General features: G+C 56.2%; 19 protein-coding genes and 5 pseudogenes. 11 read left to right on the top strand and 13 right to left on the bottom strand.

Annotated features, from left to right (window positions below; all coding sequences use genetic code 11):
• Nucleotides 1–66: 66 nt before the first annotated feature.
• Nucleotides 67–1,497: pseudogene (locus ACZRJ6_RS25770) on the bottom strand (IS1182 family transposase).
• A gap of 99 nt (nucleotides 1,498–1,596) precedes the next feature.
• Between ACZRJ6_RS25770 and ACZRJ6_RS25765 the strand changes: the two are divergent.
• The gene (locus ACZRJ6_RS25765; protein ID WP_463970627.1) at nucleotides 1,597–1,956 is read left to right on the top strand and encodes a hypothetical protein; all 360 of its coding nucleotides are present in this window, start codon (nucleotides 1,597–1,599) and stop codon (nucleotides 1,954–1,956) included.
• A 215-nt stretch (nucleotides 1,957–2,171) separates the two neighbouring features.
• Nucleotides 2,172–2,249: pseudogene (locus ACZRJ6_RS25760) on the top strand (VOC family protein); the annotation flags it as partial.
• A 140-nt stretch (nucleotides 2,250–2,389) separates the two neighbouring features.
• Here the strand turns inward: ACZRJ6_RS25760 and ACZRJ6_RS25755 are convergent.
• Complete coding sequence (locus ACZRJ6_RS25755; RefSeq protein ID WP_463970628.1) at nucleotides 2,390–2,887, bottom strand: Lrp/AsnC family transcriptional regulator; 498 nt, start codon at nucleotides 2,885–2,887, stop codon at nucleotides 2,390–2,392.
• 123 nt (nucleotides 2,888–3,010) lie between these two features.
• Here ACZRJ6_RS25755 and ACZRJ6_RS25750 point away from each other — a divergent pair, with 123 nt between their 5' ends.
• The gene (locus ACZRJ6_RS25750) at nucleotides 3,011–4,045 is read left to right on the top strand and encodes a histone deacetylase family protein (RefSeq protein ID WP_350616095.1); all 1,035 of its coding nucleotides are present in this window, start codon (nucleotides 3,011–3,013) and stop codon (nucleotides 4,043–4,045) included.
• A gap of 93 nt (nucleotides 4,046–4,138) precedes the next feature.
• Nucleotides 4,139–5,554 carry an amino acid permease gene (locus ACZRJ6_RS25745; RefSeq protein WP_463970629.1) on the top strand — a complete coding sequence of 472 codons (1,416 nt, stop codon included), beginning with the start codon at nucleotides 4,139–4,141 and terminating at the stop codon, nucleotides 5,552–5,554.
• Between the two features lie 6 nt (nucleotides 5,555–5,560).
• Here the strand turns inward: ACZRJ6_RS25745 and ACZRJ6_RS25740 are convergent, their stop codons facing one another.
• Nucleotides 5,561–6,082, bottom strand: coding sequence for a GNAT family N-acetyltransferase (locus tag ACZRJ6_RS25740; protein WP_463970630.1), 522 nt, complete (start codon nucleotides 6,080–6,082; stop codon nucleotides 5,561–5,563).
• Between the two features lie 137 nt (nucleotides 6,083–6,219).
• Entirely contained in the window at nucleotides 6,220–6,411 is a 192-nt protein-coding gene (locus ACZRJ6_RS25735; RefSeq protein WP_463970645.1) for a hypothetical protein, read from the bottom strand.
• On the opposite strand from ACZRJ6_RS25735, the gene ACZRJ6_RS25730 reads away from it, so the two are divergent.
• Nucleotides 6,325–7,452, top strand: a complete 1,128-nt coding sequence (locus ACZRJ6_RS25730) for a GGDEF domain-containing protein (protein WP_463970631.1) — start codon at nucleotides 6,325–6,327, stop codon at nucleotides 7,450–7,452. The genes ACZRJ6_RS25735 and ACZRJ6_RS25730 overlap by 87 nt on opposite strands.
• A gap of 74 nt (nucleotides 7,453–7,526) precedes the next feature.
• Here the strand turns inward: ACZRJ6_RS25730 and ACZRJ6_RS25725 are convergent, their stop codons facing one another.
• The 3 genes and pseudogenes from ACZRJ6_RS25725 to ACZRJ6_RS25715 form a co-directional block, all read right to left on the bottom strand.
• Entirely contained in the window at nucleotides 7,527–8,378 is an 852-nt protein-coding gene (locus ACZRJ6_RS25725; RefSeq protein ID WP_463970632.1) for a CAP domain-containing protein, read from the bottom strand.
• A 160-nt stretch (nucleotides 8,379–8,538) separates the two neighbouring features.
• Nucleotides 8,539–8,762 (bottom strand): annotated as a pseudogene (locus tag ACZRJ6_RS25720) (winged helix-turn-helix domain-containing protein); the annotation flags it as partial.
• Nucleotides 8,763–8,819: 57 nt separating this feature from the next.
• Nucleotides 8,820–10,049 carry an MFS transporter gene (locus ACZRJ6_RS25715; protein ID WP_463970633.1) on the bottom strand — a complete coding sequence of 410 codons (1,230 nt, stop codon included), beginning with the start codon at nucleotides 10,047–10,049 and terminating at the stop codon, nucleotides 8,820–8,822.
• A 127-nt stretch (nucleotides 10,050–10,176) separates the two neighbouring features.
• On the opposite strand from ACZRJ6_RS25715, the gene ACZRJ6_RS25710 reads away from it, so the two are divergent.
• Genes ACZRJ6_RS25710 through ACZRJ6_RS25700 form a run of 3 tightly spaced genes read left to right on the top strand, consistent with a single transcriptional unit; the run spans nucleotide 10,177 to nucleotide 12,314 of the window.
• Entirely contained in the window at nucleotides 10,177–11,067 is an 891-nt protein-coding gene (locus ACZRJ6_RS25710; RefSeq protein ID WP_463970634.1) for a LysR family transcriptional regulator, read from the top strand.
• Nucleotides 11,064–11,600 carry a P-loop NTPase family protein gene (locus ACZRJ6_RS25705; protein WP_463970635.1) on the top strand — a complete coding sequence of 179 codons (537 nt, stop codon included), beginning with the start codon at nucleotides 11,064–11,066 and terminating at the stop codon, nucleotides 11,598–11,600. Before ACZRJ6_RS25710 ends, ACZRJ6_RS25705 begins: the two co-directional genes overlap by 4 nt.
• Before the next feature lie 27 nt (nucleotides 11,601–11,627).
• Complete coding sequence (locus ACZRJ6_RS25700) at nucleotides 11,628–12,314, top strand: GNAT family N-acetyltransferase (protein ID WP_463970636.1); 687 nt, start codon at nucleotides 11,628–11,630, stop codon at nucleotides 12,312–12,314.
• A 13-nt stretch (nucleotides 12,315–12,327) separates the two neighbouring features.
• On the opposite strand, the gene ACZRJ6_RS25695 is transcribed toward ACZRJ6_RS25700, so the two are convergent.
• Complete coding sequence (locus ACZRJ6_RS25695; protein ID WP_463970637.1) at nucleotides 12,328–12,945, bottom strand: TetR/AcrR family transcriptional regulator; 618 nt, start codon at nucleotides 12,943–12,945, stop codon at nucleotides 12,328–12,330.
• A gap of 91 nt (nucleotides 12,946–13,036) precedes the next feature.
• Here ACZRJ6_RS25695 and ACZRJ6_RS25690 point away from each other — a divergent pair, with 91 nt between their 5' ends.
• Nucleotides 13,037–13,627 carry an NAD(P)H-dependent oxidoreductase gene (locus ACZRJ6_RS25690; RefSeq protein WP_463970638.1) on the top strand — a complete coding sequence of 197 codons (591 nt, stop codon included), beginning with the start codon at nucleotides 13,037–13,039 and terminating at the stop codon, nucleotides 13,625–13,627.
• 17 nt (nucleotides 13,628–13,644) lie between these two features.
• A pseudogene (locus ACZRJ6_RS25685) lies at nucleotides 13,645–13,996 on the top strand (transposase); the annotation flags it as partial.
• 341 nt (nucleotides 13,997–14,337) lie between these two features.
• On the opposite strand, the gene ACZRJ6_RS25680 reads toward ACZRJ6_RS25685, so the two are convergent.
• Together ACZRJ6_RS25680 and ACZRJ6_RS25675 are read right to left on the bottom strand one after the other, a co-directional pair.
• The gene (locus ACZRJ6_RS25680; RefSeq protein ID WP_463970639.1) at nucleotides 14,338–14,640 is read right to left on the bottom strand and encodes a contact-dependent growth inhibition system immunity protein; all 303 of its coding nucleotides are present in this window, start codon (nucleotides 14,638–14,640) and stop codon (nucleotides 14,338–14,340) included.
• The gene (locus ACZRJ6_RS25675) at nucleotides 14,637–14,891 is read right to left on the bottom strand and encodes an RNase A-like domain-containing protein (protein WP_463993563.1); all 255 of its coding nucleotides are present in this window, start codon (nucleotides 14,889–14,891) and stop codon (nucleotides 14,637–14,639) included. Before ACZRJ6_RS25675 ends, ACZRJ6_RS25680 begins: the two co-directional genes overlap by 4 nt.
• Before the next feature lie 108 nt (nucleotides 14,892–14,999).
• Between ACZRJ6_RS25675 and ACZRJ6_RS25670 the strand changes: the two are divergent.
• Nucleotides 15,000–15,146, top strand: a pseudogene (locus ACZRJ6_RS25670) (flavodoxin family protein); the annotation flags it as partial.
• 29 nt (nucleotides 15,147–15,175) lie between these two features.
• Here the strand turns inward: ACZRJ6_RS25670 and ACZRJ6_RS25665 are convergent.
• The 3 genes from ACZRJ6_RS25665 to ACZRJ6_RS25655 all read right to left on the bottom strand — a co-directional run.
• A complete protein-coding gene (locus tag ACZRJ6_RS25665) occupies nucleotides 15,176–15,811 on the bottom strand; it encodes a hypothetical protein (protein WP_463993561.1) in 636 nt (211 codons plus the stop codon).
• A gap of 228 nt (nucleotides 15,812–16,039) precedes the next feature.
• Nucleotides 16,040–16,495, bottom strand: coding sequence for an Imm50 family immunity protein (locus tag ACZRJ6_RS25660; protein ID WP_463970641.1), 456 nt, complete (start codon nucleotides 16,493–16,495; stop codon nucleotides 16,040–16,042).
• Nucleotides 16,492–17,541: RHS repeat-associated core domain-containing protein (locus tag ACZRJ6_RS25655; protein WP_463970642.1), on the bottom strand; the 1,050-nt coding region annotated here is incomplete at its 5' end. The genes ACZRJ6_RS25660 and ACZRJ6_RS25655, both read right to left, overlap by 4 nt.

Raw genomic sequence — 17,541 nt, 5'->3', positions numbered from 1 at the left:
ATCACGAGGGCCTGGGAGCCCATAGGGCCGCTTCTACCTTGCTGGGTGGCCAAAATACAGACCTCTTCAGGCCGACAGCGCCTTCATTAAACCGCTGGTACCGAGAATTTTCATGACTCGCTTAAAGTTGTAGGCGAGGACGTTCAAGCTCATCTCCGCACTTACCCCAGCCAGCTTTCGGGTCAGGAAATGCGTGGCGCCCATCCATTGTTTGAGTGTTCCGAAGGGATGCTCGACCGTACGCTTGCGGACTCGCATCATGTCCGGCGCGTTGCTCAGCCTGTTCTGCATTTCCTCCAATACGGCTTCATGCTCCCATCGCCGAACTCGCCGTTGCTTGCTCGGTGTGCACTTCGATTTCAGCACGCATCCCTGGCAATTAGAACTCCAGTAACGGTGCAACTTCAGGCCTTTTTCAACGCTGGAAAAGCGCCAGATCAACGCCTCTCCAGCGGGACAAATGTATACGTTTTTTGCCGCGTCATAGATGAAGGCATCATTATTGAAACGCCCGTCAGCCTTGGCTCCAGAGGTCATCGGCTTGGGCACATAGGCGGTGATGCCTGCATCGTGACAAGCTAGGATTTGCTCGCTTTTGAAGTAACCTCGGTCAGCCACTACCGACAACGTATCTGACGCCATAGCCTCGCGGGCCTGCTTGGCCATCGAACTGAGTTGATCGCGGTCGGAACCGACGTTGGTAACCTCATGGGCAACGATCAAATGGTGCTGGGTATCGACCGCTGTCTGCACGTTGTAACCGACGATTCCAGTGCCGCGCGTCATCATGGAACGGGCGTCTGGATCGGTCAGAGAGACCTGTTTATCCGGTGATTCGTTGAGCTGAGTTTCAATCGCTTGAAGCTCTTTCATTTGCGTCTTCAGTTTGGCGATCTTCTCTTCCAACCGCATGGCGTTGGGCTCGGAGGCTGTGGGTTCTTGTCTATCAGCTGCATTAAGCTCGGTCAGGTAGCGGCTGATGCTCGATTCAATTTCTTCCATTCGCCGCTTTAGTTTGGCGCTAGTGAAGTTACGGTCACGATTGTTGACGGCCTTGAATTTACTGCCGTCGATGGCAACCAGGTTTTCTCCGAACAATCCGAGCTGCTGACAGAGCACGACGAACTGACGACAGACGCCTCGGATGGCCTTGCTGTTGTCTTTTCGGAAGTTGGCGATGGTCTTGAAATCAGGCATCAATCGCCCAGTCAGCCACATCAGCTCAACGTTGCGCTGGGCTTCTCGTTCCAGGCGCCGGCTCGACTGAATGCGGTTGAGATAGCCATAGATGTAGATCTTCAGCAGGATTGCGGGTTGCTAAGCAGGCTGGCCAGTATCGGCGGGGATGGCACCTTCGAAACCCAGATTGACCAAGTCAAGTTCATCGACGAAGACGTCGACTACGCGCACTGGATTGGTATCGCTGACATAGTCATCGAGGCTCTCGGGAAGTAAAGTACTTTGGCCTCGATGGTCACCTTGGATAAAGCGCTTCATAGGCGATCCTTGCGATGATTTCCGAGGAAATTATAGGCGATCACGCAGGTTCAAGAGTGCATCTTGGTGCAGCTAGCCAACAGATAGTAGGAAATCACAATGGCTGAATACCGTTACACGAACGCGGATAGATTGAGTCAGCTTAAGAAACTAGAGTCAGCACTGCCCGAACTGATACGGGTCGCTAGTTCCACTCCAGCGATGACTTACGTTGAAGATTATCGTCTGGCGCTGGCGAAGGCCGTTGATCTTCAAAAAAAGGGATTTACCCAAAATGAACTATCAGCCCTAGCGCGAGCCATCCCGGATGTTTTCGATCGACATAAAGATTGGATGCCACCCATGCACCAGATAGAGACTGGTGAATGGGTTGAGCACGAGTGGTGGACGTTACTTGATGAAAAATTACAGCCTGTCCTGAGTCTTGCCAGAACGTTGCAAATGCTTGGGTACTACTAGTTACCTGCGGCAGCAATGTTGATTTATTCGATTCCGATTCTGACGGCTTTCGTTTTTACACACTCTGGGCCGATTGCTGCCGGTCACCAATGGCTGCAATCGACCCAAAGCGAGCACTCAAGGTCGAGATGACTTGCTTAGCATGCCGTCGCTTGAGCGCCTACCTTACTAATCAATCTCAGCCAACACCTTGAGAGGCGTAACAAGAGCAGCCAAATCCTGATCGAGTGGCAGCCAGGCGGGGGTTCGATGCCATGATGGGGATGAGAAAAATCGATATCGCGGCGATCTAAGCAGCGTTGGGGCGTTAACGGAGGCTCGTTGCTACTTGCCTGGCCCTGACGCGGGATCAGGTCGGATGTGCGATGGACATGGTTATGACTTCACAGTGATCATCGGCGCGCGTTAACACAGGCTGGTTGGGCATTGCCGTTCACTGCTTGATCCGCTCTGGAATCGCAATCCGGCTCGTCGTCTTCACCTCCCGCAACGCCAAACTCGACTGAATCGACGCAATCCCCAACTGGCGCCGCAACACGCTTTCAACAAACTCACTGTAACTGTCCAGATCCTCAGCCAACACCTGCAACAAATAGTCGGCATCGCCAGTGATCTTGTGGCACGACTGCACCTGTGGCAGTTGCTTGATCACCGCTTCGAAGGCTTCGGGGGTGTGGTCGGTGTGGGTGGCAAAGCGGATATGCACGAAGGCCATGATATCCAGGCCCAGCTTGCGTCGGTCCAGGTTGGCCTGGTAGTCCTTGATCACGCCTTCTTCTTCCAAACGTTTACGCCGTCGCCAGCAAGGAGTGAGGCTCAGGGACAGGCGCTCGCTCAGTTCGGCGTTGGAGATACTGGCGTCTTCCTGCAGCAGGGCGAGGATCGCAAGGTCGGTATCGTCAAGCGCGGCACGCTTGGTTGTTTTTTTCATTATTGAATGTCTTTGGGGAAAATATTCCCGATTACGCTAGCATCACGAGAAGTAAAAGCAAAGAAAGCCCCTTGCGGCCAGAACAAAATAGACGCCTGGATCTCATTAGGCGGATATGTACCCATGCTGACTATTTTTAGCGACTCCCATCGTTTGCACCATGGCACCGAATTGAAGGACGGCGTGCTCAAGCCGTCTTTCGAGCAGCCGAGCAGGGCGGACACCGTTCGTGACCGCGTCAGGCAGGTAGAACTGGGCGATATCATCGTCCCGCGCACGTTCGACCGCTCGTGCTACGTCAATGCCCACAGCGAGCGCTATGTGTCCTTTCTGGAAACGGCCTGGGCGCAATGGACGGCCATCGGCCGCAGCCATGACGCATTGCCGCTAGTCTGGCCGGTTCGCGACCTGGCCAACGATCAGGCTCCCGACTTTATCGACGGCAAGCTCGGCTTCTTCGCCATGGATGCCGGCTCGCCGATTACCGCGACCACCTGGGAAGCGGTCAAGACCAGCGCCGACATCGCGCTCACCGGCCTGGCCTTGATCGACGAGGGTCACAACAGTGCCTTCGCCCTGTGCCGTCCGCCCGGCCACCACGCCGCGCGGGAATACATGGGCGGCTATTGCTACCTGAACAACGCGGCCATCGCGGCGCAACAGGCGATAACCCAAGGAGCCAAACGTGTCGCGGTGCTGGACGTGGATTTCCACCATGGCAATGGCACACAAAACATCTTCTTTGATCGCAGCGACGTGATGTTTGTCTCCCTGCATGGCGAGCCATCGGTGTCCTATCCCTATTTTTCCGGGTTCAGTACCGAACGCGGTGCCGGTGCGGGCGAGGGGTTCAACCTGAATTACCCGTTGCCGAAAAACACCACCTGGCCAACCTACAAAACGGCCTTGATCGACGCCTGCCAAAAGCTGCGCAACTTCGCGCCTGAAGTGCTGGTGATTTCCCTGGGCGTCGACACCTTCAAGGACGACCCCATCAGCCATTTCCTCCTGGAAAGTCATGACTTCACCGGCATGGGCGAAATTATCGCCAGCGTAGGCGTGCCCACGCTCTTTGTGATGGAGGGCGGCTACATGGTCGATGAGATTGGCATCAATGCAGTCAACGTGCTGCGAGGCTATGAAAGCAAACATGCCTGAAAGTTGACCTGCGAGCCCCAGCCCCACCCACAATAAAAATCGCCCGATATTTTTCTGCCAAAACTCAAAAACATAAGATCAAGAGGTTTTGTGATGAAAACAACTACGCCTGGGCTAATCGAAAAGCCTGCGTTGCAGCGCACCTTGAGCAATCGTCATATTCAACTCATGGCCATGGGCGGGGCGATCGGCACCGGCCTGTTCATGGGCTCCGGCAAGATCATTGCCCTGTCCGGCACCTCGATCATCCTGATCTACATGATCATCGGCCTGTTCGTGTACTTCGTCATGCGTGCCATGGGCGAGCTGCTGTTATCCAACCTGAACTTCAAAAGCTTCGCCGACTTTGCCGGCGCTTACCTCGGGCCGCGCGCGGCGTTCTTTCTCGGCTGGTCTTATTGGTTGAGTTGGAGCGTGGCAGTGGTGGGGGATGCGGTGGTGGTGGGCGGGTTTTTCCAGTACTGGTTCCCCGATGTGCCCGCCTGGATTCCCGCCATTGGCATGATGCTGACGCTGTTCGCCTTGAACGTACTGACTGTCAAACTGTTCGGCGAAGTGGAGTTCTGGTTCGCGATCATCAAGATCATTGCCGTCGTTACCTTGATCGGTGTGAGTGTGGCGCTGATCGCCAGCTCTTTTGTATCGCCTACCGGCGTTACCGCATCCCTGACAAACCTGCTGGATAAACAGGCGGCATTTCCCAACGGCTTGTTTGGCTTCTTCGCCGGTTTCCAGATGGCGATCTTTTCCTTTGCGGGTACTGAACTGATCGGCACCGCGGCCGCCGAAACCCGCTCCCCGGAAAAGACCTTGCCCAAGGCGATCAACTCCATACCGCTGCGGATCATTCTGTTTTACGTGCTGGCCCTGGCTTGCATCATCGCCGTGACGTCCTGGCAGCAGGTGTCGCCGAGCAAGAGTCCGTTTGTTGAACTGTTCCTGATCGCGGGCTTTCCGGCGGCGGCCGGTATCGTCAACTTTGTGGTGCTGACCTCGGCGGCATCGTCCGCCAACAGTGGGGTGTTCTCTGCCAGCCGCATGCTGTTTGGCCTGGCGGACCTGGGCAATGCGCCGGGGATCTTCCGCCGGCTGTCGAAAAACAGCGTGCCGTTTATCAGCCTGGCCTTCACCACCTTCCTGATGTTGCTGGGGGTGTTGCTGCTGTTTATCGTCCCGGAAGTGATGACCGCCTTTACCATCGTCTCGACGGTGTCGGCGATCCTGGTGATCTTTACCTGGTCGACCATCCTGGCGTCCTACATTGCCTACCGCAAAAAAAGACCTGACCTGCATGCACAATCGCTTTACAAAATGCCGGGCGGGGTGCCGATGGCATGGTTCTCCCTGGCGTTCCTGGCGTTTGTGCTGTGCTTACTGGCCTTGCGGCCGGATACACGATTGGCGCTGTGCGTGATGCCAGCGTGGTTTATCTGGCTGGCCATCGCCTACCAGCTCTCGAATTTGCGGAACCGGTTTGTGGCGAGCGCGGTGGCCGGGCGAGTGGGTTGACGCTGTTCAGTCAGGCCGATTGGCGCGATACACCCGGCTGGGCGCTTGCCCTGGCACATCGTCGAGTTGGTCGATGTGCTGCATGCCGATTTTTTCCAGGACACTAATCGATGCGACGTGGGCCGGGCGAACCACGCTATACACCTGCGGTTGGTTCAGCTCATCAAAGCCGTACGCCAGCGCCGCGTTCGCCAGTTCGGTCGCGTAGCCCAGGCCCCAGGCGCTTACGGCGAAGCGATAGCCGAGGTTGATCCGCTCAACCTCGTTATAGGCGTACAGCGTAATGCCGCCGAAACCGATAACGCAGTCTGGCGCGTCACGGGTAGCGATGGCCCACTGACCGAAGCCATGTTCGGCCCAGTGGTGGAGCCAGCGCTCAAGCACGTTGGTGGCTTGCTGGATATCGGTCAAAGGCCCGGACGGGTTGAACTGGTTCGTTGCCGGGTCGCCGTAGATGGCGAACACACTGGCGACATCCGCAAGGGTGGGCTTTCTCAGGATCAAACGCGATGTCATTTGTGGCTGCATTGTGTCGGTTCCTGGCTCGTCATCAGGCTTGTAATCCCGCCTTTGGGCGGGGTCAATCTGAACCTTCCGGGGTAATCAGCAAGTGTCGATAACGCTGCTTTCCAGTCTGGTACCCGCGAAAGCTTCATCCGCACGCTTTAGCAAGCGCTTTCCCGGCCCGGATCGGCTTGATTCTGCTGTTCCGTCTGCTGGCATAATGCCACAATACCATTTTGGCGCTGCATTCTGATCAGGCGGATCAAATGAATGGCCTTGGGCGTGGGCAGGACCAGGATTTTTCCATAGAGGAACAGGTGCGCACTGATCGACTGCACCAGTTGTTTCGCCAATCATTTTTTGCTGTTTTCGGCAGTTATATGGCCGCGGCCATGCTCTGTTGGTTGTGCTGGGACCGGTTTGAGCACAGCGTCATGGTCAGCTGGCTGGCGCTGCAGGCGGGGGCGACGCTGCTGCGTGTCGCGATGTTCATGGCCTATTTTCGCAGCCCGAAAAGTGAACGCACGCCCCAGCGCTGGGAGCGCCGCTACTGGAGCACCCTGGTGCTATCCGCCGGGATCTGGGGGGCCGGCGCGTTTGCGGTGATGCCCACCGACGATCGGCTGTCCCAGACGCTGGTCATGCTATTTGCCGTGGGCATGTCGGTCAGCGCGGTGTCGTGTTACTCGGCATACCGTTACATGTCGCTGGTGTCCATCGGCCTGGTGTTGTTGCCCTGCACCCTGTGGCTACTGTTTCAACCGTCATCGATGCAAGTGGGCATGGCCATGGCGGTTCTGGTTTTCTCTTCGTTTGTGGTGGGCGCCACGCGCAAATTGTCCGAGGCCTTGGAGACTGCCTTTCGCCTGACCCGGGAAATGGAGCGGGCCCACAACATTTCCACCCGTGCCGCACAGACCGATGAACTCACCGGCCTGATGAACCGCCGGGCTTTCTTCGAGCATGCCCAGCTGTTGTATAACCAGTGCAAACGCAACCAACAGCCGTTGTGTGTGTTGATGCTGGATATGGATCACTTCAAGGCCATCAACGATACCTACGGCCACCAGGCCGGCGATCAGGTGTTGCGCCAGATCGGCGGGGTGATCAGTGCGTCGTTTCGCCAGGCTGATGTTTATGGTCGCCTGGGTGGCGAGGAGTTCGCGGTGCTGCTGCCGGACACCACTGTCGAGGTGGCGCGGGACATTGCCGAGCAACTGATCCGCGCCATCGCGGGCTTGATTACCGAACCGGTACTTGGCCTGACCGCCAGCCTTGGTGTCGCCTCGACACAATCAGTGGACGATGACCTGCACGGCCTGATGAACACCGCCGACAAAGCGCTGTATCGCGCCAAGGCCCAAGGGCGCAATCAGGTGGCGGTGGCGTCGTAGAGCGTGCTCAATTCTTGCGCATCGCCTTGGCCAGCACCCGAGTGCCTGGCCGTCCATCGCGTTCCGTCACCCATTTACTGCACCCCGAACAACCCCGTCCAATAAATTCCCGCATCACTTTTCGGATCAAGTCCATAAGCAGCGCCCAATTCGCGCAACTGCGGATTCATCAGGTTGGCGCAATGGCCAGGGCTGGCGAGCCAGCCGTCGACCACCTTGCGTGGGGTGTCCAGGCCGGCGGCGATGTTTTCGCTGATTGCCTGGCCGATATAGCCCGCCAGTTCCGCTCGGTCGCCCGGCGTACGACCGTCGCGGTCAAGGTGATCGAAGAAATTGTTGTTGGCCATGTTGCGCGAGTGGCTGTCGGCGGCGCTGGCAAGTTGGGTGTTCCAGGCCAGTGGTGTGGTCGCTGCAAAGGCTTGCCCGCCACATTGGCGCGGCTGATTGCGGGCGGCGTTGATCATCTCCAGCACTTGCTGGCCGGCAGCCTGCGAGCTACCCAGGCCGCTGGTCAGTAGCGGACGGGCCAGCACGATGCGCCAGTCCTGGCCATTATTGCTCACGCCGATGTCGACGAATTGCGGGTCCAGCACCACCCGGCAGAAGCTTTCGCGAACGGCCTTCATGGCGGATTGGGCGTCCCGCGGGCCGGACAGGCTGATGGCCTGGACGTTGACCATCGGGTACGCCGCCCGCGCCAGCGCCTGTTGCAGGTCGCCGGCGTTGTTGACCGGCAGCACCAGGCGCGCATCGGTGGCCAGAGGGGGCAACTCCTGGGAACCTTGGTCGCCACAACGTTGCACCTGGCTGCGGTACTGGTTGATCGAGTCCACCAATTGGCTTTCTTCGCTCGCCGACGCCTGGGTGCAGAACACCAGACTGGCAGCCAGCGTCGTAAACCCCATCATCAATGACAGCACGCGCATGGACGTTATCCTTGAGCTTAAAAGTGCCCATGATGCGCGATGAAGGGGCATCCATGCACCCGTTGGTCAGTTTTTTGGTCAGTTCTTGAACGCCGAGTGCTTTCGGCCCTGGTCAAACAGGGCAAACACCACCACTAGCACCGAGGCGATTAATGGTCACCTGCGAAATGAATGAGCCCAGGCCGCGCGGGCAGTCAGTACGCTATCGGCCTTGAGCTGGGCAATGGCTTCGCGCACCACGGAGCGGCTGACGTTGAGCTGTTCGGCCAACTGTTGCTCGGTGGGTAGGCGTGACTCGGGCGCGAGCTGTCCGGAATTGATCTCGGTACGAATGGCGTTGACGACACGCACGACGAGCGAATCAGGGCGCTGGAGTTCAAGCATGGACGCAAAACCTTAGTGGTCAGGTTGCCAGGCAATAGCCGCTGTGATTTTCTCTTGTCAAGGCGACCTTGAAAGCTGGGTGGCTGCCGAGCGATGGCTCAAGGCAATCAGCAACGCCGCGCCGATCAACCCCAGCGCCGCGGCGAAGGTAATGCGCAGGCCGCTGCCAACCGCTTCAGGTGTGGCGGTGGTGATGTCGCCGGTGGCCAAGGCGAAGACCGCGCCCAGCGCCCAAGCCCCAGTGATCAGCCCAAGGTTGCGCGACAGGTTTAGCAGGCCTGCGATCACACCGCGTCGATCCGTCGCCACATCGCTCATCACTTTGGTGTTGTTGGCCGTCAGGAACTGGGCGTAGCCGAGGGTGAGGATGGCGAGGGCGCCGATATACCCGGTAACGCCCAGGTTCAGCGGCGTCAGCGCCAGCAACAGGCAGCCGCCAAGCATGCAAGCCAGGCCGGCGAGGGTCATGGGATGGCCACCAAAACGATCGGTCAGACGGCCCGCAGGTATTCCCACTAGCGCAACAATGCATGGCCCGACCGCCATCACCAAGCCCATTGAGGCCGGGTCAAGCCCTACGCCATGGGTCAGGTAGAACGGCCCGGCCACCAGAGTTGTCATCATGACGGCAGAGACCAGCGTACTCATGCAAAGCCCGGCTCTTAGCGGCGCGTCGCGTAACACTGACAAAAAATTGAAATCGGCTCGCGTCGAACTCTGCTCATTACAGTCGACCATCAGATAGCGGCGGGTGAGGGCAAACGTCAGCACGCCCAGCGGCACCATGAAGAAGAACAACGCCTGCCAGCCCCATCCAGCGATCAACACGCCGCCAATACCTGGCCCCAGTGCGGTGCCAATGGCAGACATCGTGCCCAGTAAACCCATGGCGTGGCCGGTCCGGTCTTTGGGTACCGTCTCGCCGACCAGGGCCATCGTCATTGCCATCATGGTTGCCGCACCGAGACCTTGCAGAGCGCGTGCGCCTATCAGCAGTCCCAGAGAAGGCGCGGCACCGCACAGTGCGCAGGCCAGGGTGAACAGTGCCAGCCCCGCCAACAACAGACGGCGGCGGCCTAGGCGATCACCCAGTCGGCCGACATTGACAATCACCGCAGTAATTGCCAGCAGGTAAGCCAGGACGACCCATTGCACCGCCTGCAATGACGCATCAAAAGCCTGGGCCAGGCTTGGCAGGCCGACATTGGCGATGCTGGTGCCCAGGGACGCCAGCAGCATGGACAGCGACAGGCTGGCGAGGGCGCCGCGAGGGGTTAGGGATGTCATGGGCGGTTCCTTGTTCTGACCACTGCCAAACGGACAGCTGTCAGAAAGTTATGCCCTCGCCTAACATGGCGGAAGACGCAGCAGTTGCACTCTATGCTTGCGCCTGACGCCTTGTGAGGATTGCCCCGTGTCGACCCCCGATTTCAATCTGCTGGTTACCCTGGACGTGTTGCTTGCCGAAGGCAGCGTCGCCCGTGCCGCACAGCGTTTACGCCTGAGCCCGTCGGCGATGAGCCGAGCCCTGGCGCGCTTGCGTGAGACCACCGGCGATCCGCTGCTGGTGCGCGCCGGTCGCGGCCTGGTGCCGACACCGCGTGCCCTTGAGCTGCGCGAACAGGTCAGCCAGTTGGTGCAGGACGCCGAGGCGGTGCTGCGTCCGGCCCAGACTCTGGACCTTAAACACTTGGTGCGCACCTTCACCCTGCGCACCAGCGAAGGCTTTGTCGAAAGTTTCGGCCCGGCACTGCTCGCCCGTGTCGCGGAACAAGCCCCCGGCGTGCGGTTGCGCTTCGTGCACAAGCCGGACAAGGACAGCACGCCCTTGCGCGACGGCAGCGTCGACCTGGAGACCGGCGTAGTCGACAGTAACGCCAGCCCCGAGGTGTTGACCCAGGCGTTGTTTCGCGACCGTTTTATCGGCGTGGTGCGCAGTGATCATCCGCTGAGCGAGGGCAAGATCACGCTGGCCCGCTATGCGGCAGGCAAGCACATCTACGTGTCCCGACGCGGGCGCGACCGGGGGCAGATTGACGATGCTCTTGAGTCTCTCGAACTGACGCGAGACATCGTCACCATCGTCTCCGGTTTCTCTACCGCACTGGCTCTGGCGCGCAGCACTGACCTGATCGCCAGCGTACCTGAGCGACACACCAGCGGCCTGCGCGATGGTCTGTATAGTTTTGCGTTGCCGGTCGAGTTGCCGGTGTTCAGTGTCGCAATGCTCTGGCACCCACGCCTGGATGCCGATTTGGCGCATCGCTGGTTGCGCGGTTGCCTGCGCGAGGTGTGTGCGCTGTGAACCAACGCCTCTACCTGACAGGCGCCTCAGGTGCTGGCGTTACCACCTTGGGCCGAGCGTTGGCTTCGGCTCTTCAACTGCCTCATATCGATGTGGATGACTATTACTGGTACCCCACCGACCCTCCTTATGTGCAATCGCGGCCACCGGCGGAGCGCGTCAACTTGCTCAAACAGGCGTTGGCGGATGGGCCTTGGGTCGTTTCCGGATCATTGGATGGCTGGGGCGACGAACTGATCCAGAGCGCTGACCTTGTGGTGTTCGTCGATACACCGACGCCCCTGCGAGTGGAACGCCTGCAATCGCGCGAGGCCCAGCGTTATGGTGCACGTATTGCGCCTGGCGGAGATATGCACGCCACCCATGCGGCTTTTCTGGTGTGGGCCGCTGGCTATGAAACTGCCATATTTGCGGGGCGCAGCCGGCCACGGCATGAAGCGTGGTTCAAGCAATTGACCCAACCTTCACTGCGGGTCGACGGCAGCCTTTGCGTCGAGGTGTTGCTGCAACAGGTACACTCTGCCCAGCCTTGATGCGACACACCAGGAAACAGGAATTCAATGTTCAGCCTTACCCACTATGAAACCCCGTGCCCCGAGCACATCAACAGCCAGATCTTGCAGATGGTGGTCGACTATCTGACCGATATCAGCATGGTTGCCATCGCGCCGAGCAATCTGCTCTACAACGTCTACCAATATACGATCGGGTACGAAGTGCACCTGTACCTGGAAGCGGTCGGCGGCTCGAAGGGGATTGCGGTTGAACTGATCGTCGCCGTGGACGAGCAGGACCCGGCACAGGTCATCGGCTTTTTGCTGTACCTGCCGGTCAAGGGCGACCCCGATGCATGCGGCGTGGCCTATATGGCGGTGCATGCCAGTCATCGGCGCCAGGGCGTGTCGCGAGCGATGATGCAGGACATGCTCGCTCGCTACCCCCATGCCGAGCTGACCTGCGCCGTGGAAAAGGTACCGGCGTTTGAATCCATGGGCTTTCAGGTCCGGGGCGTACGCGGCACTCAGGTGTTGATGAACACCCGCGACTACAGCACCGATGGCTTGATGGGGCTGTTGGATGTGGCGTCGGTCTACAGCTCGTTGGAAGTGCGGCAAATTCACACCTATCTGCTGCAAAAACACGGCAAGCGGGCAATGGTCGACGCCGAGAAACAGCGGGACCGGCACTTCGACCAAATGACGCGCAAGGCCCAGGGTTTTGTGCGCGGGCGTTTGGGCGAGGCCTGAAAAAAACGCCCCCTTAATTTTCCAGGCGTGCGCTGCGATTGACCATCGCCTTGATGTTGGCAAACAGTTCTTCCTGCGCCTCCAGCGGGCTGATTTCACCGCTGGCAGCCGCATGGGACAACGCCTCGGCCGCGCCGAGCATTGCCCGCAGGCTCGCCTGGGAAATGGCACCTGACACTGCAAAAGGGGCGAGGGTGGCGCGGCACTTCTCCATGAAAATCATCTCGTACTCGCGCTTGAGGGTTTCCAGCTCCGGCGAACTGCTCAGTGCGGCGATCACGCCCGGTATTTCCCTGCCCTGGAGCAGCACGCAGTCGACATAGGACGAAGCGATCACCCACGCGCGCTCATCAAGGGTCGGTTCGCTGGCCTCCAGGGCACAGGCCATCAACTGGTTCTGGCGTCCGTCAAAATCCTCATACAGCGCCGCCAACAGGCCGGACCGCGTGGTGAAGTGGTCATACACCACCGGTTTGGTCACGCCTGCCATTTCTGCCAGTCGACCAAGGGTCAGTGCTTCGGTGCCTTCTTCGCGAACCAGCTGCCAGGCGACGTCCAGCAACTGACGCAGGCGATCCTCCCGCGCCAGGCGACGGCGGGGGGGCGGGGTGTTCGTTTCGGTGCTTGACATGCCTATATACCAAAAGTAACTTACCAAAGGTAACTTATGTCCAGCCTATACGGTTCGCCTTCTGCTCGCAAATTGCACCGGAGTCTTCGCCATGCACGCGCTTATCGTTGTTGCTCACCACGATCCTCAGTCCCTCACCCATAGCCTCGCCACACAATTGGCCGAAGGCCTGGCCCTGTCCGGCGATACGTTCGACATCGCCGACCTGGCCGCCGAAGGCTTCGACCCACGTTTCACCCTGGCCGATCACGCCGTCCACCGCACCCAGGCAACGCCACCCGCCGATGTCCTCGCCGAACAAGCACGGATCGACCGCGCCGATGCGCTGGTACTGGTGTTCCCGGTCTACTGGTGGTCCATGCCAGCGTTGCTCAAGGGCTGGATTGACCGGGTCTTTGCCAACGGCTGGGCCTTCGATTTCAGCCTCGACGCCAAGCTGGTGAAAAAGCTCGGACACCTGCACGTGCAGTTGATCGGCGTGGGCGGTGCCGATGGCGGCACTTATGAGCGCCATGGTTATGCCGATGCCATGCGCACGCAAATTGACCATGGGATTTTTGATTATTGTGGGGCGAGGGTGGTGGGTTCGAAGTTGTTGCTGGAGTCAGAGACGGCTGAGCCGCAGGTTCATCTGGCAGCGGTTCGGGCGATGGGGCGTGACGGGGTTATGTTTTCCAGGTAATAGCCGACACATGGGTTTTGGCCTTTTTGCAGCAGATCGACCGTGCACTCCTGCAGAGTTTGATCTGCACGTCATTCTGGACAGAAACTCGACTCACAAAACGGCTGCCATCAAGCATGGCTAGAAAAACACCCGCGTTTCAAACTGCACTTCACACCAACAAGTGCCTCGTGGATGAACGCAGTGGAAGGCAGGTTCGCTCAACTGGAAAGACAGGCGCTGTATCGTGGCGTCTTCACCAGCGTGGCCGAACTAAAAGCAGCTATCCGTCAATTTATTGAGGCTCACAATTAACTTTTAGCTCAGCCTTTCCGGTGGAACAAAACAGCTGAATCAATCATCAACTCTGTAAAATCCCTTCATCTCAATCAGGAAGCGCTCGCGATGGGTCTGCTTACGTTTGCCGGTGTACTCGGCATCGGCGAAGGACATCAGTTTCATCGGGGCTCAACCGTTCAATTGGTGTGAGGCGGGTATTTCACCAGATTGGGAAGTCTTTTTCAGAGTTTTCCTGGGTGTTTTCGCCAGATATAAAGCTTGTTTCATGAGTAAATATGCCGGTCCCTCTTTATCCGTTTGCTTAACTGTGGATATAGTTGTAGACGCCCTCTTGGGTTATTTCTTGGATTTCGTTTTTTTTGATTGCATCGACTAATTCTGCTTGGACAAGGTCTCCCCGCGATTCGCTACGAGCGGGCTAAAAAATACACTTATTCAGTCCTTTGCCCTAAAAGTGCATCAACATGCTCCAGCCATAACTTTCCGCTTTTCCACTCGTGAGGGTAATAGTAACCGCAGCCAATTTCCGTGAATAAAAAATACTGTAATTCTTGCTCTGTTTTATTGGTGAGTAAAAGCGCTTTTAGCTCATGGTGTGCGTTTTTAAAGGTGTCTGTTGAACATTCGGATATAAAACTGAAGATCACATCATCCGCATTGTCGTGGTCATCAACCCAGTCCTCATCGAAGTAACCAGCGAGAAGTTGTTGTAGTTGCGAATAATCTTTATTCATGGGTTCAGGTAGCCTGTCTGAATTCTATAGCCATCTGGCATGCTCTTATCTCTACGTAGAGTTAGGTAAACTTCACGCCCTGGAGCGGTTGTCTTCGTACCTCGTGTTAAACTAGTTCCAACAGGTTGTGAAGACTTTTGAGTAATGACAATTTTTTGGTTCTTTCCTTTAATAAAGGCATTTATTTTGGTTTCATTGTCTGCTATCACTTTTGATATTGCCGACTCGGCTGTCGCACGATCAGGGAAGATAAATGCCTTGGGGAAATGAAAGTAAAGGAGGCGGATCTATTTGGTTTTTTGAAATTTCACGTTAATAAAATAGTCCCCTTTATCAGCTATTTCAACCTCGACGCCAAGCTGCTGAAAAAGCTCGGACACCTGCAAGTGCAGTTGATTGGCGTGGGCGGCGCCGATGGCGGCACTTATGAGCGCCATGGTTATGCCGAGGCCATGCGCACTCAAATTGACCATGGAATTTTTGATTATTGTGGGGCGAGGGTGGTGGGTCCTGGTTGCTATGTCGCCTCCCTTTATCAAAGGCTATGCATGTAATCGTAAATACTGCTTTTAGTTATTTCTTTTGCTTCTGTTTCATTGATTTTTGATAGCATGTTTTTTTTATGCTTGGAGTGACATATTAACTGGATGGCTCCGTAAGTCTCCCCATTGAAAAATCGAATAGACAAAGTTGCATTGTCGGACAGTATCAGCCTGAAGTCGTCCGTGGTTGATATGTAATCAAGAACACTTAGCTTTTGCCAGAGATCGGTAGTCTCACTGTTTGGTGTTTTCATCAGTCGCACTGAGCCGCGAGTGCTGCCCAGCGTTGATGGATCTACTTTTGTAGCGGGCGTATTTATGTACTTTATGTAGGAGTATATGGAGGTGGCTTCATTTTTCTTCAAGGTATCTCCGGGGCCAGCTTTTTTTGAAAAGCTCTTTAAAGCCAGATACTCCTGAGTTTTGCTGTATGGCTTTATTCCAAAAGTGCCCCAACTCACTACTATAGGCCAGGTTTTCATGAGTAACAACTCAAGCTTGCACCAAGATGGCCACACTTCTATGAGCGTGTGATTAAGTAAGGTAACTGTTATGTAATCCTTGTCGTCACTAGGGCAACCCTGATCCCAAGGATAGATGCCGTCCTCACATATAAATACTGTTTTCATTTGCTATCTCTTGAAGTAAGTGTGCGAAAGTAAATGGGGCGGATCTATTTGATTTTTTGAAATTTTACGTTAATAAATTCGTCCCCTTTATCAGATCGTACATTTCAGATGTTTCAGAACCAACGGCGCCAATATTGTTCTTGCCAGACCGTAAACTCCATTAACGATGCGTTTCGGTTACACGTTATTTTTTAGATTGTTCCGTCTAAAGCAGGAAGTTTTTCATTTTTAGTTAGTTGGATCGTCCCAATAAGGTTCGATAAATTTTGTCTGCGGAACTATTAGATCTGCTGATCTGGGGGCGTTTGTGTAGACAGATGGTCCGGAAAGTGAGGGGTGTCTAGTTTTAAACTCAAATGATGAGTTTGGGGACTCAGCATGCACCAAGAAATAGCCGTCATGCTTTTGTACAGAGATTTTCATTGTTTGACTTGTAGGTATATTTTTGATTAGAACATCGCTGAGTCCACCGCAGCTCAAACCTATCCTGCAAGTGTTAAATCCTTCTTTTATCCACTTTTTAGGAGGTGCATCAGGAAGCTCAGATATGTCAAATGCTACATGTATATGTGAGCGATTATTGTCGATTTCGATTGAAAAAAGTGTTATTTCGCCGATGGCTATAGGGCTGGTGAATACTTTGTTGAAAAAAATACTTCTATCGAAGTCATTCCAAAATTTCATCTTTTCACCTCGAAGTTGTAGTGATTCTTTACGCCATCAAGCTTTCCATTTCGTGTGTTGCTGATAGGGCGCAGGTTGAAGTGTGCACCTTGGTCGCCAACACCTCCAGACGCACCAAATTTGTGTCCTGCGCTATGCTCTTGAATAACAATTTTTGAGCCGTCCTCACGAGTGTACTCATACTCTCTGGTAAGAATCGGTTTTCCTTTAGTGTCTAGAATTTCGTTGTTTTGCAAGTCTTTCATTCTGATGTACTTGAATTGTTTTATTTGTCCGGTTTCTGCATCAAATACAGGGTTTGGATGCTGTTTTGTCGGTATTTTTGCGTCTGACTTAGCCTGCCTAAATGCACCGCTGCGAGAAGCCTCCGGTGCCTCCGGTGCCTCCGGTTCTGAAGATTTGTTGCAGTGGAGTTTGCTTTTTTCGTTTCCTGGGCAGTTGGCACTCAACCCCAACGGATCCACCCACCCCGTAGGGTTGGGCGCGTACTGGTATCCGTTCAGCCCACCCGCCAGTTTCACCGGGTCGGGCGTCAGGTAGCGGCCGTTGTCGGGATTGTAGTAGCGATGGCGGTTGTAGTGCAGCCCGCTTTCTTGGTCGAAGTACTGGCCCTGGAAGCGCAGCGGGTTGTCGACAGTATTTACATCCAGTCGAGCGATTTGACCGTAGGCGCGGTAGTGGGCGGACCAGACGATTTCGCCGTTGGGGGCGGTGAGTTCTTGCGGGGTGCCAAGGTGATCGAGTTGGTAATGGAAAGGTTTGACGTTGTCCGGGCCAAAGCCTTCAAGCATTGCCAAGGGACGAAAACTGTTGGGTTCGTAGATATAGCTTTGGTGATGATCGGCGCTGTGTTCGGCGATCAGGGTGTCGCCTTGCCAGAAGAATTCGGTGGTTTGGTCGTTGAGGGTTTTGGCTATGCGCCGACCAAAAGGGTCGTAGCGGTAGTCGGCTTGGGTGCCGTCGGGTTGGGTGACGGCGATCAGGCGGTGTTGGCAGTCGTAGCGGTATTCGGTGACCAGTTGCTGGGCGCGACCTCGGCGTTCGCG

The organism is Pseudomonas sp. C321 (assembly GCF_055407105.1).
The sequence above is the reverse complement of the archived record's forward strand: the minus strand, read 5'-3'. Positions and strand labels throughout refer to the sequence as shown.